Origin of the sequence: Thermomonospora curvata DSM 43183 (assembly GCF_000024385.1) — a bacterium.
In the GTDB taxonomy this organism is placed as follows: domain Bacteria; phylum Actinomycetota; class Actinomycetes; order Streptosporangiales; family Streptosporangiaceae; genus Thermomonospora; species Thermomonospora curvata.
This window is the reverse complement of the sequence record NC_013510.1, coordinates 4,976,285-4,991,947: the sequence shown is the minus strand read 5'-3', so window position 1 is coordinate 4,991,947 and position 15,663 is coordinate 4,976,285. Positions and strand designations below refer to the sequence as shown.

14 protein-coding genes are annotated in these 15,663 nt (G+C 72.3%); 9 read left to right on the top strand and 5 right to left on the bottom strand.

Annotated features, from left to right (window positions below; genetic code table 11):
• Positions 1-256 precede the first annotated feature (256 nt).
• The 4 genes from TCUR_RS21605 to TCUR_RS21590 form a co-directional block, all read right to left on the bottom strand.
• Complete coding sequence (locus TCUR_RS21605; RefSeq protein WP_012854702.1) at positions 257-1,330, bottom strand: 2-oxoacid:ferredoxin oxidoreductase subunit beta; 1,074 nt, start codon at positions 1,328-1,330, stop codon at positions 257-259.
• On the bottom strand, positions 1,323-3,164 hold the full coding sequence (locus TCUR_RS21600; RefSeq protein WP_012854701.1) for a 2-oxoacid:acceptor oxidoreductase subunit alpha: 1,842 nt from the start codon (positions 3,162-3,164) through the stop codon (positions 1,323-1,325). The genes TCUR_RS21605 and TCUR_RS21600 overlap by 8 nt, the downstream gene beginning before the upstream one ends.
• 591 nt (positions 3,165-3,755) lie before the next feature.
• On the bottom strand, positions 3,756-4,952 hold the full coding sequence (locus TCUR_RS21595) for a hypothetical protein (protein ID WP_012854700.1): 1,197 nt from the start codon (positions 4,950-4,952) through the stop codon (positions 3,756-3,758).
• Positions 4,953-5,203: 251 nt separating this feature from the next.
• Complete coding sequence (locus TCUR_RS21590; protein ID WP_148233077.1) at positions 5,204-6,460, bottom strand: hypothetical protein; 1,257 nt, start codon at positions 6,458-6,460, stop codon at positions 5,204-5,206.
• Positions 6,461-6,605: 145 nt separating this feature from the next.
• On the opposite strand from TCUR_RS21590, the gene TCUR_RS21585 reads away from it, so the two are divergent.
• The 4 genes from TCUR_RS21585 to nuoH all read left to right on the top strand — a co-directional run bounded on the left by TCUR_RS21585 (position 6,606) and on the right by nuoH (position 9,650).
• Positions 6,606-7,022, top strand: a complete 417-nt coding sequence (locus tag TCUR_RS21585) for an NADH-quinone oxidoreductase subunit A (RefSeq protein WP_245536916.1) — start codon at positions 6,606-6,608, stop codon at positions 7,020-7,022.
• 63 nt (positions 7,023-7,085) lie between these two features.
• Complete coding sequence (gene nuoB, locus TCUR_RS28505; protein ID WP_012854697.1) at positions 7,086-8,057, top strand: NADH-quinone oxidoreductase subunit NuoB; 972 nt, start codon at positions 7,086-7,088, stop codon at positions 8,055-8,057.
• Complete coding sequence (locus TCUR_RS21575; RefSeq protein WP_012854696.1) at positions 8,054-8,689, top strand: NADH-quinone oxidoreductase subunit C; 636 nt, start codon at positions 8,054-8,056, stop codon at positions 8,687-8,689. Before nuoB ends, TCUR_RS21575 begins: the two co-directional genes overlap by 4 nt.
• Positions 8,682-9,650 (top strand): NADH-quinone oxidoreductase subunit NuoH, encoded by a 969-nt coding sequence (gene nuoH / locus TCUR_RS21570; RefSeq protein WP_012854695.1) that lies wholly within the window; start codon positions 8,682-8,684, stop codon positions 9,648-9,650. The genes TCUR_RS21575 and nuoH overlap by 8 nt, the downstream gene beginning before the upstream one ends.
• A 30-nt stretch (positions 9,651-9,680) precedes the next feature.
• Here the strand turns inward: nuoH and TCUR_RS21565 are convergent, their stop codons facing one another.
• Positions 9,681-10,343 carry a ComEA family DNA-binding protein gene (locus tag TCUR_RS21565; protein ID WP_041440220.1) on the bottom strand — a complete coding sequence of 221 codons (663 nt, stop codon included), beginning with the start codon at positions 10,341-10,343 and terminating at the stop codon, positions 9,681-9,683.
• A gap of 211 nt (positions 10,344-10,554) precedes the next feature.
• Here TCUR_RS21565 and TCUR_RS21560 point away from each other — a divergent pair, with 211 nt between their 5' ends.
• Genes TCUR_RS21560 through TCUR_RS21540 form a run of 5 tightly spaced genes read left to right on the top strand, consistent with a single transcriptional unit; the run spans position 10,555 to position 15,623 of the window.
• Positions 10,555-11,091 (top strand): NuoI/complex I 23 kDa subunit family protein, encoded by a 537-nt coding sequence (locus TCUR_RS21560; RefSeq protein WP_012854693.1) that lies wholly within the window; start codon positions 10,555-10,557, stop codon positions 11,089-11,091.
• A complete protein-coding gene (locus tag TCUR_RS21555; protein ID WP_012854692.1) occupies positions 11,088-11,642 on the top strand; it encodes an NADH-quinone oxidoreductase subunit J family protein in 555 nt (184 codons plus the stop codon). Before TCUR_RS21560 ends, TCUR_RS21555 begins: the two co-directional genes overlap by 4 nt.
• Entirely contained in the window at positions 11,642-12,028 is a 387-nt protein-coding gene (gene nuoK / locus TCUR_RS21550; protein ID WP_012854691.1) for an NADH-quinone oxidoreductase subunit NuoK, read from the top strand. The genes TCUR_RS21555 and nuoK overlap by 1 nt, the downstream gene beginning before the upstream one ends.
• Entirely contained in the window at positions 12,025-14,121 is a 2,097-nt protein-coding gene (locus tag TCUR_RS21545) for an NADH-quinone oxidoreductase subunit 5 family protein (RefSeq protein ID WP_012854690.1), read from the top strand. The genes nuoK and TCUR_RS21545 overlap by 4 nt, the downstream gene beginning before the upstream one ends.
• Entirely contained in the window at positions 14,118-15,623 is a 1,506-nt protein-coding gene (locus TCUR_RS21540) for a complex I subunit 4 family protein (protein WP_041440217.1), read from the top strand. The genes TCUR_RS21545 and TCUR_RS21540 overlap by 4 nt, the downstream gene beginning before the upstream one ends.
• The last annotated feature ends 40 nt before the right edge of the window (positions 15,624-15,663 follow it).

Genomic DNA, 15,663 nt, shown 5'->3' with positions numbered 1-15,663 from the left:
CGGTGGCGGAGGAGGGAACTGCGCGCCTGGGGCGACAAAGCGTCCGAAAGCGTCTTTGGCCGGGGCACCGGGACGTCGCTCGTTGCGGCCTGGCACGGCCCGCATCCTTCACCTCCCCCCTCCTCCTGCGCCCCAAGTCTTTCAGCGCCGTTGCGATACCGCCACCGTGGCGGCCCGGATGTGACCAAGTGGCCACAAGCGGCAGGCCCCGGCCCTCTTGGAAAAGAGGACCGGGGCCGCTGCGGACCGCCCGCCGTCAGCCGTCGATGCGCCAGGTGTCCCCGCTGGCCAGCAGGGCGGCCAGGTCGCCGGGGCCCTCCCGCTCGATGGCCTGCTCCACCTGGGCCCGCATCTGCTCGTCGTAGGCCGGGCGCTGCACCTGCCGGAAGATCCCGATCGGGGTGTGCCGGAAGGCCGGGGAGTCCAGCCGCGACAGCGCGAACGCCAGCGACGGGTCGGGGTGGTGGGCGTCGTGCACCACGATCTGCGCGGGGTCCACGTCGGCGACGCTCGCCACCTCCAGGCCGCCGGTGGGCGTGCGGCGCAGGCACTTGTCCCGCTCGGCGCCGAAGATGATCGGCTCGCCGTGCTCCAGACGGATGGTGATGTCGTCGCGCACCCCCGGCTCCTTGAGCGGGTCGAACGCGCCGTCGTTGAAGATGGGGCAGTTCTGGTAGATCTCCACCAGCGCGGTGCCCTTGTGCTCGGCCGCCGCCCGCAGCACCGACTGCAGGTGCTTGCGGTCGGAGTCGATGGTGCGCGCCACGAAGGTGCCCTCGGCGCCCAGCGCCAGCGAGATCGGGTTGAACGGGGTGTCCAGCGAGCCCATTGGGGTCGACTTGGTGATCTTGCCGACTTCCGAGGTGGGCGAGTACTGGCCCTTGGTCAGCCCGTAGATCCGGTTGTTGAACAGCAGGATCTTCAAATTGACGTTGCGGCGCAGCGCGTGGATCAGGTGGTTGCCGCCGATGGACAGCGCGTCGCCGTCACCGGTGACCACCCACACCGACAGGTCCGGCCGGGAGGCGGCCAGCCCGGTCGCGATCGCCGGGGCACGGCCGTGGATGGAGTGGAACCCGTAGGTGTTCATGTAGTACGGGAACCGCGAGGAGCAGCCGATGCCGGAGACGAAGCAGATGTTCTCCCGGCGCAGCCCCAGCTCGGGCAGGAAGGACTGCACCGCGGCCAGGATGGCGTAGTCCCCGCAGCCGGGGCACCAGCGCACCTCCTGGTCGCTCTTGAAGTCCTTGGCGGTCTGCTTGACGTCGGTCTTGGGCACCAGCGACAGCCCACTCCGGCCGTTGGGGGAGCCGTTGAGCACTTCACTCACTGTCGATCACATCCTGGATCACACCGGCCAACTCCTCGGACTTGAACGGCAGACCGCGCATGCGGTTGTAGCCGATCACGTCCACCAGGTACTTGGCGCGCAGCAGCAGGGCCAGCTGGCCGAGGTTGATCTCCGGCAGCAGGACCTTGTCGTAGGAACGCAGAACCTCGCCGAGGTTGGCGGGGAAGGGGTTGAGGTGGCGCAGGTGGGCCTGGGCGACGTGCCCGCCGCGCTCGCGCACCAGCCGCACCGCCGCGGCGATGGAGCCGTAGGTGCAGCCCCACCCCAGCACCAGCACCCGCGCCCGGCCGGAGGGGTCGTCGACCTGCAGCGGCGGGATGTCGGCGGCGATGCCGTCGATCTTGGCCTGCCGCAGCCGGACCATGGTGTCGTGGTTGTCGGGGTCGTAGGAGATGTTGCCGGCGCCGTCGGCCTTCTCCAGACCGCCGATGCGGTGCTCCAGACCCGGCGTGCCCGGGATGGCCCAGGGCCGCGCCAGCGTCTTGGGGTCCCGCTTGAACGGCTGGAAGTCCTCCTGACCCGGCTCGGCGAAGCCGGGGTCGATGGTCGGCAGCGACTCCACGTCCGGGATCCGCCACGGCTCCGAGCCGTTGGCCAGGTAGCCGTCGGTCAGCAGCACGACCGGGGTGCGGTACTTGACGGCGATGCGGGCGGCCTCGATCGCCGCGTCGAAGCAGTCGGCGGGGGACTGGGCGGCGACGACCGGCACCGGCGCCTCGCCGTTGCGGCCGAACATCACCTGCAGCAGGTCGGCCTGCTCGGTCTTGGTGGGCATGCCGGTGGACGGCCCGGCCCGCTGCACGTCCACCACCACCAGCGGCAGCTCGGTGGCCACCGCCAGCCCGATGGTCTCGCTCTTGAGCGCCACGCCCGGCCCGGAGGTGGTGGTCACCCCCAGCGACCCGCCGAAGGAGGCGCCCAGCGCCGCGCCGATCGCGGCGATCTCGTCCTCGGCCTGGAAGGTGCGCACCCCGAACCGCTTGTGCTTGGACAGCTCGTGCAGGATGTCGGAGGCCGGGGTGATCGGGTAGGAGCCGAGGAACAGCGGCAGCCCGCTGCGCACCGACGCCGCGATCAGGCCGTAGGCCAGCGCGGTGTTGCCGGTGATGTTGCGGTACAGCCCGGGCGGGTGGGCGGCCGGCTTGACCTCGTACTGCACCGAGAAGGTCTCGGTGGTCTCGCCGTAGTTCCAGCCCGCCTGGAAGGCCGCGATGTTGGCCTTCATGATCTCGGGCTTCTTGGCGAACTTGCGCTCCAGGAACGCCAGCGTGCCCTCGGTGGGCCGGTGGTACAGCCACGACAGCAGCCCGAGGGCGAACATGTTCTTGGCCCGCTCGGCGTCCTTTTTGGTGATGTCGAAGTCCTCCAGCGCGCTGACCGTCATGGAGGTCAGCGGCAGCGCGTGGACCTGGTATTCGGCCAGCGAGCCGTCCTCCAGGGGGTTGGCGGCGTAGCCGACCTTGGCCAGGTTGCGCTTGGTGAACTCGTCGGTGTTGACGATCAGGGTCCCGCCGGGCGGCAGATCGCCGATGTTGGCCTTCAGCGCCGCCGGGTTCATCGCCACCAGGACGTCCGGGGCGTCCCCGGGGGTGAGGATGTCGTGGTCGGCGAAGTGCAGCTGGAAGCTGGAGACCCCGGGCAGCGTGCCCGCCGGGGCCCGGATCTCGGCCGGGAAATTGGGCAGCGTCGACAGATCGTTGCCGAATGACGCGGTTTCCTGGGTGAAGCGATCGCCGGTCAACTGCATGCCGTCGCCGGAGTCGCCGGCGAAACGGATGATGACGCGGTCGAGCTGCTGGACCTGTTTGGTCACAGAGGAAGACCTCCTCGACGCGCAGCACCCGGGACCCGGGGAGGCGTCCGGATCCCGTGATGCTACTTAGGCTTACCTTTCATGGTACGTCCGGCCGTACCGGATCTCCCGGCGGACGCATGGTGCCGCCGGGCCGTCCGGCGCTCGGCCCGGCGGTGGGCGCCAAGACCCCCGCCTCCTTGCGCGGCGCCCCGTGCGGGCACAGTGCACCCCGGCTCGGGACGTATCGCATCGGTCGGCGGTGGAGACGGCGTCCACTCCCGGTGGACGGCCCAGGCGCGCCGCTCGCACAGGGGTACGGGGCGGGCGGCGCGGAACGTTCACCTTCGGGACGTTGCGGCCGGACACAGACGGCTGGCGAGCCGGCACAGGTCCACATGCAACCGGCGGACCAGTGCCACGGGCACGGAAGGTGCCGAAGACCGGGCCGAAGGCGGGCCCGGTGGTCCCGGCGGCTTGACGTTCACCCCCAGCACTATAGTTCTTTAGAATCCAGTTCGGTTTGCTGGCCCGCAATAACCGCTCAATGTCTTTGCCGCACTTCGCCGTACGGCCTGACCAGGCAGTCTTCCCCTGCTCGCGAAGGCGGGCTCAGCCGGCCCGGCGCTCTTGATCGACCGCCGCCAGCAGCTCGGCGACCTGCCGCGCCGACAGCGCCTCGGCCACCACCCGGGCCTGCGCGGTGTACTCGTGCCGCCCGGGCACATCCCGCGCCCGCCGCATCCACTCCCGCCAGCCCCGGCTGGTGACCGTGCAGCTCAGCGTGGCCTTGCGGGAGGCGTTCAGCGGCTGCACGTCCGTGCACGAGCCCAGCGCCCGGCCGTCGGCGCTGATCGTGGCGGTCATCCGCACCCGCGGCGCGGCGGCGGTGGCCGATGAGCCGTCGTTCGCCACCACCGGGGAGCGGGTGGAGACCTCCAGGCGCACCGTGCAACCGCTGACGTTCTCGTTGCAGTTGACGAACTTCAGCCCGCCGTGCTCAAAACGCACCCCCGGGTCGCGCGCCCCGCCGAGCGCGGCCACCCGCCTGCGCAGCTCCGTCAGCACCGGGGCGGCGTCGGGCACCGCCGTCACATCGAAGCGGGCCCCCGCCACGCCCTCCACCCGCAGCAGCTCGTGCGGCTGGGCGACGGTCACCGAGTAGGTGCCGAGCGCGGTCTGGATGCGGTACACCGGCCGTCCGTCGACCTCCCCGGAGCCGCCGCCGGGGAAGCGGCGCACCAGCTCGGCGATGGAGGAGGGGGCCAGGAACGACCTGATGTCGAAGCCCAGCGTGGTGACGGGCGCCTTGGCCCACCGCCCGGCGAAGTCCTCCGGCAGCGCGGTCGGCCCGGCGCTGTTCGTCCAGAACGCCGCCGGCCCCTTCAGGTACGTGGCGCCGCCCACGCTCACCAGCAGGGCCCGCCGGCCGTCCCGGGTGATCGTGCCGATCGCCGAGCCGGACCGGGTCACCGACAGCGTCGCCCAGGCGGGACGGCCGCCGGAGGTGAACGCCCCGCTGTAACGCAGCGCCGGCAGCTCCTTCAGCCGCGCGGCGACCTCGGCCGTCCACGGCGGGGCCGCCGACCGGCTGGGGCTTTGCACCCCGCTCGCCGTCCGGTCGCCCGGGGCGTCGTCCGCCCGCAGCCCGGCGGTGATCACCGTGCCGACCAGCGCCGCGACCGCCAGTCCCGCGACGAGCGGGCGGGGAAGGCTGGGAATGCGCAGCCGCCGGCGCGGCCCGCCGCCGGCGGGTCCGCCCGCCGGTGGGCTCGGCTGCCCGGACGGCAACGATTGGGGTGAGCTCACCGCCGACGATCCTCCTGGTGCGTGCTGACCGGTCCGGGCCGGACTCGGCATGCCAGGATCTCAGCCCGGCGGCCCGCCCCGAAACCCCGGCATCCGATAGTGCCGGATGAACCGCCCCACCGGGGGGAACATCCGGCACCCGTGCCGCGGCTCACTGAACCTTTGTCAGCCGCCGTCTCCGCTATCTGGGGACGGGGACGGCGTGTCAGGGACGATGCCGTGACCTGGCAGGCCACGCGCTGAAATAAGGCTCATTCCCGGTCGAGCGCGCTTTGCAGCTCCTGAAGCCGGCCGGGGGTGAAGGCCATGGCGACCACCCGGGCCTGCATCCAGGCGGGCTTGCGCAACTTGGTGCGGCGGTAGAAGTCCGACCACTGCGCGCCGGAGACCCGGCATTCGGCCCACACCGACTCAAGGCCGGTGGTGGTGGCGGTGGTGCTGCACTCGCCCAGCCGGCGGCCGGTCCGGGTGGTCTCGGTGATCCACACATAGACGCTGACCTGCGTGGACTCACTGCCCGCACCGGAGGTCCACAGCCGGACGCGGACGGTGCAGCCGGAGGCGTTGCCGTTCTTGCAGCCCTCGATCTTCTGGGGGCGCGAGGTCCTGGTGGTGTCCCAGGCGTCCTTCAGCTCGCCGACCAGGGAACGCAGCCGGCCGATCACGGCGTCGGCGTCGGACCCCGAGTGCGCGGTGACATCGGCGTTGAAGTAGGGAACGACGCTTTCGACCCGCAGCAGCCGGTCGTCTTCGGACACGTAAAAGGTGCCGGTGAGCGTGGTGATCTTCACCGCCGCGCGTCCCCGCAGCACGGTCTCGGTGTCCGAACGCACGGTGGCCTTGGTGACCGAGCGCATCTTGGCGGCCAGCGCCGCGGGAGTGAGGTGCTGCTTGAAAGAGAAGGTCAGGCGGTCGGAGGACAGCTTGCCCCACTGCTCACCGTTGCCGGGCAGGTCGTTGACGTTGGTGCTGCGCAGATGCTGCGCCCAGTAAGACCGGTCGGCCTTGACGAACAGCTCCTCACCGGTGTTCAGCAGGGTCATCCGCCGTCCCTGCCAGGTCACCGGGCCGGTGACCCGGCCGCTGGAGGTGACCTGGACCTGGCCGGAGATCCGTTCCGTGCCGAAGGTGCCCTGCAGGGTGAGCGCGCGGGCGGTCCCCAGTGAGCGGGCCGCGGCGGCCAGCCGTTCGGTGGGGGTCTTGTCCTCCTTGTTCAGCAGCACGACGAAGGCGGCGGCCAGGATCAGCACCACCACCAGCCCCCCGCCCAGCAGGATGGCCACCGTCGTCCCGGCGCCGGCCCGGCGCGGGGGCGGCAGCGGCGGCTGCGGGCCCGGCAGGCCGAACGGCGGTGGAGTCCCGGGAGCCGCGAACGGCGGCGGGGTGGTGCCCGGCTGGAACGGCGGCGGAGTGCCGGGCTGCTGCCCGTGCGGTTGGTCGGGCGGCGGCCACGAAGGGCCGCCTGGCGGTGGATTCCAGCCGGGGGGCGGTGGCGGGGGGCTGCTCATCGAAGCGCATTCCTTCCGGGGAGCGGACGTGCTGGAGCGTGCTTTCAGTGTGATGCAGGAACGGTCATTATGGTTTGTCCCCCTTTCCGCCCCTGTGCGTTGCCTGCTCCCCCCGGAACTTGCACGTCCTCGGGGATACTTGGCCGTGACGCCCGCAGAGCGCGGGGCCGGACGCAGACGGGAGGTGGCCGCGGTGGACTACTTCGGCTCGTACCTGGTCGTCGTGGTGCTCCTCCTGCTGGGCGGCGGCATCGTCGCCGGCGGGCTGGCGGTCAACCGGATGCTGCGGCCGCACCGGCCCACCCCGGAAAAGCTGATCACCTACGAGTGCGGCGTCGACCCGGTCGGCGAGGGCTGGGCGCAGTCGTACGTGCGCTACTACGTCTTCGCCTACCTGTATGTGGTCTTCGCCGTCGATGCGGTCTTCCTTTTCCCCTGGGCCACGGTGTTCTCGGCCCCCGGTTTCGGGACCACCACCCTGGTCGAGATGTTCGTGTTCCTGGGCTTCCTGTTCACCGGCCTGATCTACGCGGGCCGCAAGGGCGTGCTGTCGTGGCTGTGATCGCCGGCGGGGCCCGCGGGCCGGGACTCGGCGGCGACGCGCGGGGACTGTAAGAATGCATCGGTGAGCACCGTCGATCTGCCGCCGCCCGGCGTCGGTCCGCTGTCGCGGCTGGCCCCCAAGCCGATCAAGTTCGTGCTCAACTGGGGCCGCCGCTACTCGCTGTGGGTGTTCAACTTCGGGCTGGCCTGCTGCGCGATCGAGTTCATCGCCGCCTCGATGAGCAGGCACGACTTCATCAGGCTGGGGGTGATCCCGTTCGCCCCCGGACCCCGCCAGGCCGATCTGATGGTGGTGTCGGGCACGGTGACCGACAAGATGGCGCCCGCGGTCCGCCGGCTGTATGAGCAGATGCCCGAGCCCAAGTACGTCATCTCGTTCGGGGCCTGCTCCAACTGCGGCGGCCCCTACTGGGACTCCTACTGCGTGACCAAGGGCGTCGACCAGATCATCCCGGTGGACGTCTACGTCCCCGGCTGCCCGCCGCGCCCGGAGGCGCTGCTGCAGGGCATCGTCCGCCTCCAGGAGAAGATCGCCGCCGAGTCGCTGGGCGACCGGTACGGCGGTGGCGGCGAGCCGGTGGCCCCGCCGCCGCCCCCCGCGCCGCGGCAGGCCACCGTGCTGCGCCGCCCGATCCAGCCGCCGCCCCCGCCCCAGGAGCCGCCCGGCAGGCTGCGGCCCGTCCCGGCGGTCCCCAAGTGGGCCTCCGACGAGGATGCGTCCGCCGACTGGGCCCCGGCGGACCAGCCCACGGAGAAGCAGCCGGTGGCCGGGGCCGATCAGCCCACCGACCGGCTGCCGGTGGTCGGGCCCGCGGCGGACGCCGAGCGGACCGACCGGCTCCCCGCGGTCGGCTCTCCCGGCCGGGCCGAGGAGGCCGGGCCTCCCTCCGGCGTCCCAGAGCCCTCCCCGGACGCCCCGACCACCGAACTGCCCGTGATGCCGCCGCAGGGCGGCGCGGACCTGTCCTTCATCCCCGGTTTCGATGCGGAGACCGACGAGGATGAACCCGGCGAAAGGCGGCGGGAGCGATGACCGCCGTGGACCCGGCCGCCGCCTGGGCCGAGCGCTTCGGCGAGGACGCGGTCGTGACCGACGCCTTCGGGCAGCCGGTGGTGGACGTGCCCGCCGCCTCCTGGCCGGCCGCCCTCGACTTCGCCCGGACGGAACTGGGCTATGACTACTTCGACTGGCTGACGGCCGTGGACGAGCTGGACGACGGCTTCCGCGTCGTCGCCCACGTCTACTCCCTGCGGCACCGCCGCCGCCTGCTGCTGCGCACCCTGGTGCCGCGCCGGGACCCGCGGCTGCCGTCGGCGACCGGCGTCTACCGGGGCGCCGACTGGCACGAACGCGAGACCTTCGAGATGTTCGGCATCGTCTTCGACGGCCACCCCGACCTGCGGCCCCTGCTGCTGCCGGACGGCTTCCAGGGGCACCCGCTGCGCAAGGACTTCGTGCTGGCCGCCCGGGTCGCCAAGCCCTGGCCCGGCGCCAAGGAACCCGGCGAGAGCGGAAGCGGCGCCCCCAGCCGCCGCCGCGTCCGCCCTCCCGGCGTCCCGGAGAACTGGGGGCCCCAGGCCGCCCCGGCCCGCTCCCGGCGCCCGGGGCCGCAGGCCGGGCGCGGCGGGCGGCCCCGGGGAACCGACGGAGGCGGCGATGCCTGAGCTCGCCGAGACGGTGCTCAAACTGGCGCTGCTGGCGGCGGCGTTCGCGGTGCTGCCGCTGCTGGTGGGACAGGCCGAGCACAAGGTCATGGCGCACATGCAAGGGCGGCTCGGCCCCATGTACGCCGGCGGGTTCCACGGCTGGGCGCAGCTGGTGGCCGACGGGGTGAAGTTCATCCAGAAAGAGGACGTCATCCCGCGCGACGCCGACCGGTGGGTGTTCAAACTGGCGCCCGCGGTGGCGCTGGTGCCCTACCTGGTGGTGCTGGTGGTGGTGCCGGTCGGGCCGGGCGGCCAGGTGGTGCTGGACCTCGGCGTGGGGCTGTTCTTCGCGCTGGCGGTGATGGGCGTCGGCGTGATCGGCGCGATCATGGCGGGCTGGGCCAGCGCCAACAAGTACTCGCTGCTGGGCGGGATGCGGGTGGCCGCCCAGCTGATGTCGTATGAGCTGCCGCTGGTGCTGGCGGCGGCGTCGGTGGCGATGGCGGCCGGCAGCCTGTCGCTGACCGAGATCGTCGCCGAGTGGCGCTGGTGGTGGCTGCCCTGGCAGGCGATCGGCGCGGTGGTGTTCTTCATCGCCGGGCTGGCCGAGCTGCGGCGGCCCCCCTTCGACATGCCGGTGGCCGACTCGGAGATCATCTTCGGCCCCTACACCGAGTACGGCGGGCTGCGCTTCGCATTGTTCCTGCTGGCCGAGTACGCCGGGATCGTGGTGCTGTGCGCGCTGACCACCGTGCTGTTCCTGGGCGGCTGGCACGGCCCGTTCCTGAACGAGCAGCTGGGCTGGGCGTGGACGCTGCTGAAGACGTTCGCACTGGCGTTCGTGGTGATCTGGCTGCGGGTCAGCTACCCGCGGCTGCGCGAGGACCAGCTGCAGCGCCTGGCCTGGGCCTGGCTGGTGCCGCTGGCGCTGCTCCAGCTGGCCCTCACCGGCATCGTCAAGATCGCCGTCGGGGCCTGAGGGCCGCGGCGCCGCCCGCCCGGACGCGGGTCAGGGCAGGAAGATCGTGTACTCGCCGAGCGTCGGCACCAGATGCGCCGGCAGGTCGGCGTCGACGGCCAGCTCCTCCACCGACACGAAAGGCCCCCGCTCCCGCCGCAGCCGGTCGATCCGCGCGGCCAGCTCGGGCGTCACGCCGGGCAGGGTGGCCAGCACGTGCGGCGGTGCGTGGTTGACGTCGATCAGCCCGCCGTCGTCGTAGGAGCGCGGCTGGTCGGGACGGCCGATGCCCAGCTCGCGGGCCAGCACGGGGTCCTCGGCGGCCAGTTTGCGCGCCCGCTCGCGCAGTTTCCGGCGGTGCTGGGCGGCCTGGACGGCCTGCTCGTTGCCGTCCGCCAGGGGAGGCGGGGAGGAGAAGACGCGCTTGCGGACGGCGAAGGCGTGCACCGTGCCGCCGAAGCACAGCAGCATCGCCAGCGTCGCGGCGATCGAGCCGGCCGTGCCCTCATCGTCGATGAACACCCACGCCACCGCCCAGATCGCCAGGTACGCGGCGGCGGACAGCGCCAGGTCCACCGTCCGGCGCCGGAAGGCGGCGTAAATGAACGCGAAAGGGGTGACGGTGCCGACGGAGATGAGCGGCAGGGACGCCCACAGGATGCTCGCGGCCTTGTGCTGCGGCCGCTGAGGGTGCGGCGGCGTTTTCGACGGCACCGGGAGGGGCTGCTGGGCGGGAGGAACCGAAGGGTTCGCGGAATAGCGGGGGTCACCCGGCACGGGACGCTGCGGGGGCTCCTGAAAGGGCTGATTTCCCGGCCACGCCATGAAGAGCTCCTAGCTGCCGAACACCGCACGACTCACTTCTGAGACGCCCGCCGGGCGGGCGACGTTCACATCCCCGAGCGCCGTAGGCAATCATGGGGCCGTGGCACGGGTACCGGGAGGCGGGCTGGCCAAAGGGCTGGCCGTCACATTGCGGACGATGACGCGGCGATCCGTCACGCGTCAATACCCCCAGGTGCGGCCCGACCTGCCGCCGCGCAGCAGGGGGGTCATCGCCTTGCTGGAGGAGAACTGCACCGTGTGCATGCTGTGCGCACGCGAGTGCCCCGACTGGTGCATCTACATTGACTCCCACAAGGAGACGCTGCCCGCCGAGGGCGGCGGACGCCCCCGCACCCGCAACGTCCTGGACCGTTTCGCGATCGATTTCGCGCTGTGCATGTACTGCGGGATCTGCGTGGAGGTCTGCCCGTTCGACGCGCTGTTCTGGTCGCCGCAGTTCGAGTACGCCGAGTACGACATCGCCGAACTCACCCACGAAAAAGACCGGCTGCGCGAGTGGATGTGGACGGTGCCGCCGCCCCAGGCGCATGATCCGGCGGCCGAGACCCCCAAGGAGGTGACGGCCGCCGAGCGGGCCGGCCGCCGCGCCGCCATGCGACGGGGCGGGCCGCGATGACCGCGGCGGAGGTCGTCTTCGCGTTGCTGGGCGTGGTGGCGGTGGGCTCGGCCGTGTTGGTGGTGACCACCCGGCAGCTGGTCCACGCGGCGCTGTGGCTGGTGGTCGCCTTCGGCGCGCTGGCCGGCTGCTACCTGGTGCTGACCGCCGAGTTCGTGGCCTGGACGCAGGTGCTGATCTACGTCGGCGCGGTGGTGGTGCTGCTGCTGTTCGGGATCATGCTGACCCGCGCCCCGATCGGCCGGGTGCCGCGTTCGGGCGCGGACGACCCGCTGGACTCCGGCAACCGCTGGGCCGCCCTGGCCGTGGCGCTGGCCACCGCCGCCGTCCTGGTCACCGTGCTGGTGATGGGGTTCAAGGACGCCTACATCGACCTGGAGGCCGGCGGGGGCGGGGCCGAGCCGCTGGGCGGCAGCCTGTTCCGCACCTGGGTGCTGCCGTTTGAGGTGCTGTCGGTGCTGCTGCTGGCCGCCCTGGTCGGCGCCATCGTGCTGTCCCGCACCGACATCGGCGCCCGCGACGAGGAAGACGACGGGGAAGGGGACGGTTGATGCACGCCGCCTATCCCGTGGTCGTCGCGGCGCTGCTGTTCTCCGTGGGCGTGTACGGGGTGCTGGCCCGCCGCAACGCGATCTTGGTGTTGATGTCGGTCGAGCTGATGCTCAACGCCGTCAATTTGAACCTGGTCGCCTTCGATGTGCTGTGGCGCGACCGGCTGCACGGCGGCCAGGTGATGACCCTGTTCACGATTGTCATCGCCGCCGCCGAGATCGGCCTGGGCCTGGCGATCGTGCTGCTGGTCTTCCGCAACCGGCGGATGATCGAAGTGGACCGGCTGCGCACCCTCACCGAGCAGACCGCCCCCGCGGGAGAGGAGACGCCGCAGGAGCCCCGGCGGCCGGCGGCCGCGGCGGCGCGTGAGGGGGACACCGCATGATCACCCTCGCCGCGCTGGCGACCCTGCTGCCCTTCCTGGCCGCCTTCGCCGGCATGCTGCTGGGCCCGTGGACGTCCCGGCTGCTGGGCGCCGCACCCCCGGCTGCGCAGGCCTTCGGGACCGCTGACGGCGCCGGGCGCTCTGGAGCCGGTGGCCCGGAAGCCGGGGAACTTTCCAAGACCTCTGCCGAAGACACTGAGACCCCGGGAACCGCCGGGACGTCCCCGGAACCGGAGAAGACATCCGCCGAGGCGCCGACCATGCCGCTGCCGGTGAGCGGACCGGAACCGGCCGCCCCGGCCCGGTACGCGGCAGGCGATTCGGCCCTGCGCGGGCTGCCGCGCAACGGGCCCGCCCTCATCGCCTGCCTGCCGATGGCCGTGGCGACCGTGCTGGCGCTGATCGTGGCGGTGGCGGTGTGGCGCCACCCCGGCGTCCGCACCGGCACGCTGACCCTCATCCCCACCGGCACGATCGACATCGCGCTCGGGCTGCGGGTGGACGGCCTGGCCGCGCTGGTCGCCCTGATGGTCTGCGGCGTGGCGCTGGCCGTGCAGCTGTACTCGGTCGCCTACATGGCCGAGGACCGGCGCTACTCCTCCTATGCGGCGTTCATCTCGCTGTTCACCGCCGCGATGCTGCTGGTGGTCTACTCCGGCGACCTGCTGGTGCTGTACGTCGGCTGGGAGGTCATGGGGGTCTGCTCCTACTTCCTGATCGGCCACCACTGGCAGGAGCGGGCCAACTCGCGGGCGGCGGTCAAGGCGTTCCTGATCACCCGGCTCGGCGACGTCGGCTTCCTGATCGGGATCTTCGTCCTGGGCGTCGGCGCGGGCACCTTCTCCATCGGCGGGGTGCTGGAACGCCTCCCCGACCTGCCCCAGGGCACGGTCACCGCCGCCACGCTGCTGCTGCTGGCCGGGGTGGCCGGCAAGAGCGCCCAGTTCCCCCTGCACACCTGGCTGCCGGACGCGATGGCCGGCCCGACGCCCGTCAGCGCGCTGATCCACGCGGCGACGATGGTGGCGGCCGGGATCTACGTGGTGGCCCGCCTCTATGCGGCCTTCGCCGCCTCGGCGGCCGCGCTCACCGTGCTGGGCGTGCTGGCGGTGATCTCCATGCTGGGCTCGGCGCTGGCGGCGCTGGCCCAAGACGACCTCAAACGCGTCCTGGCCTACTCCACCATCAGCCAGCTCGCCTGCATGGCGGCGGGGCTGGCGGTGGGCGCCCCCGTCGCCGCGATCTTCCACCTGGTGGCGCACGGGGCGTTCAAGGCGCTGCTGTTCCTGGCCGCCGGGTCGGTGATCTTCGTGACCGGTTCCGGCCTGCTGCGCCGCCACGGCGGGCTGCGCCGGGCGATGCCGGTCACGTTCTGGGCGATGACGATCGGCTATGCGGCGCTGGTCGGCCTGCCCCCGGTCAGCGGGTTCTTCAGCAAGGACGCCATCGTGGGGGCGGCCTGGCACGCGGCCGCGCACGGAGAGCGGCCGGCGCACCTGCCCGGCGGCGTGGCCTGGCTGATCTGCCTGGCGCTGCTGGCCACCGTCGCGGTGACCGCCGCCTACGCCACGCGCGCCTGGCTGATGACGTTCTTCGGCGAGCCCCGCGCGGCGTTCCCGGCGCGTGAGGCGCCGCCGCTGATGACCTGGCCGGTGGCGGCCCTGGCGGTGCCCGCCGCACTGCTGGGCTTTTTCGGGCTGGGCGCGCCCGAGCTGCGTCCGCATCCGCTTTCGGCCCTGCTGTCGCTGCTTGCGGCCGCCGCCGGGGCCGTTGCGGTCTACCTGGTGTGGAACCGGGACCCGGCGGCCGACCCCGCCGGTGGGCTCGGGCCGCTGCGCCGGGTCTTCGAGCACGGCTTCTACCTGGATGAGGTCTATGCCGCGCTGGTCGTCCGGCCGGTGCGGGCGGCGGCGCGGGCCGTCCTCGCCGTGGACCGGCGCGGCATCGACGCGGCGGTGGTGGGCGTCGCCGGCCGGTCGCGCCGGGCCGGCGGGCTGCTGCGGCGGACGCAGACCGGTGATGTGCAGACCTACCTGACGGGCCTGCTGGCCGGTGTCGTGGTCATCGCGGTCGGGGTGGTGGTCTTGCTGTGATCCTGCTCGTCATGCTGGCGGTGCCGGCACTGGGCGCGCTGGCGCTGCTGCTGCCCGCCGCCCGCTTCCTGCCCACCGACACCGCCGTCCGCCGCTACGGCGCGGCCGTCACCGGGATCACACTGCTGCCGGCGCTGCTGGCCGCGGCCGCCTTCGACCACGGCGACCCGCGCCGCATGCAGCTGGAGTTCGACCGGGCCTGGGCGCCGGCCATCGACCTGCGCTTCCACCTGGGCGTGGACGGAGTGTCGCTGCCGCTGGTGCTGCTGACCGCGCTGCTGACGTTCCTGTGCCTGGTCTACACGCTGCGGCACCCCCCGCAGGGCGGCTCGGCCCGACTGCTGATCGCCTCGGTGCTCGTCCTCGAAGTCGGCATGCTCGGCACGTTCGTCGCGCTCGACCTGCTGCTGTTCTTCGTCTTCTTCGAGGTCGTGCTGATCCCCATGTACCTGGTGATCGCACTGTGGGGCGGCGCCGGACGCCGGGCGGCGGCCTGGAAGTTCATCCTCTACACGCTGCTGGGCTCGGGCCTGCTGCTGGCAGGGCTGCTGGTGGTGGGGACGAACGCGGGCACCCTCGACATGACCGCGCTCGCCGAGGCCCCCGGCCAAGGACTGACGCGCACCGCGCAGATCACGGCGTTCGCACTGATCGGGCTGGGCCTGGCGATCAAGGTGCCGATGTGGCCGCTGCACACCTGGCTGCCGGACGCCCACACCGAGGCGCCCACCATCGGGTCGGTGCTGCTGGCCGGGGTGCTGCTGAAGATGGGCACCTACGGGCTGGTCCGCATCGCGCTGCCGGCGGCCCCGGAGGGGGCGGTGGTGTGGGCGCCGTGGCTGGGGCTGATGGCCGTGATCGGGATCGTCTACGGCGCACTGGCCTGCCTGGCCCAGCGCGACCTCAAACGGCTGATCGCCTACTCCTCCATCGGCCACATGGGCTTTGTGCTGCTGGGCATCGCCACGCTCACCCCCGTCGGGGTGAACGCGGCATTGCTGGGCAACATCGCCCACGGCCTGATCACCGGGCTGCTGTTCTTCCTGGCCGGCGGCGTCAAAGACCGCTACGGCACCGGGGAGCTGGACTCCCTGGGCGGCGGGATGCTCACCAAGGCCCCGCTGCTGGCGTCCTTCCTGACGTTCGCCTCCGTGGCGAGCCTGGGACTGCCCGGCCTGGCCGGCTTCTGGGGCGAGATGCTGGCGCTGCTGGGCGCCTACCGTCCCGCTGAGGCGCTGCCGCGGGAGACGTTCGTGACGTTCATGGCGGTCGGCGCGCTGGGCGCGGTGCTGACCGCCGCCTACTTCCTGCGGCTGCTGGCCAAGATCACCCACGGGCCGGTGGCCGAGCACCGCCGGCGGGACGCGCTGCCGGGGCTCACCTTGGCCGAGTACGCCGCCTGGGTGCCGCTGGTCGCGCTGACGCTGCTGGTCGGCCTGTGGCCCAAGCTGCTGCTCGACCTGACCACCGCCCCGGTCACGGCACTGCTGGGAGGCGGCTGATGACCGCCGTCCATTCCGCCGCCGGGCCGGCTCGTCGTCC

Excerpts from the sequence above, each read along its gene's own strand:
- TCUR_RS21590 (WP_148233077.1), bottom strand. The coding sequence starts at position 6,460 with ATGAGCAGCCCCCCGCCACCGCCCCCCGGCTGGAATCCACCGCCAGGC.
- TCUR_RS21575 (WP_012854696.1), top strand. The coding sequence starts at position 8,054 with ATGACCGCCGTGGACCCGGCCGCCGCCTGGGCCGAGCGCTTCGGCGAG.
- nuoH (WP_012854695.1), top strand. The coding sequence starts at position 8,682 with ATGCCTGAGCTCGCCGAGACGGTGCTCAAACTGGCGCTGCTGGCGGCG.
- TCUR_RS21555 (WP_012854692.1), top strand. The coding sequence starts at position 11,088 with ATGACCGCGGCGGAGGTCGTCTTCGCGTTGCTGGGCGTGGTGGCGGTG.
- nuoK (WP_012854691.1), top strand. The coding sequence starts at position 11,642 with ATGCACGCCGCCTATCCCGTGGTCGTCGCGGCGCTGCTGTTCTCCGTG.
- TCUR_RS21545 (WP_012854690.1), top strand. The coding sequence starts at position 12,025 with ATGATCACCCTCGCCGCGCTGGCGACCCTGCTGCCCTTCCTGGCCGCC.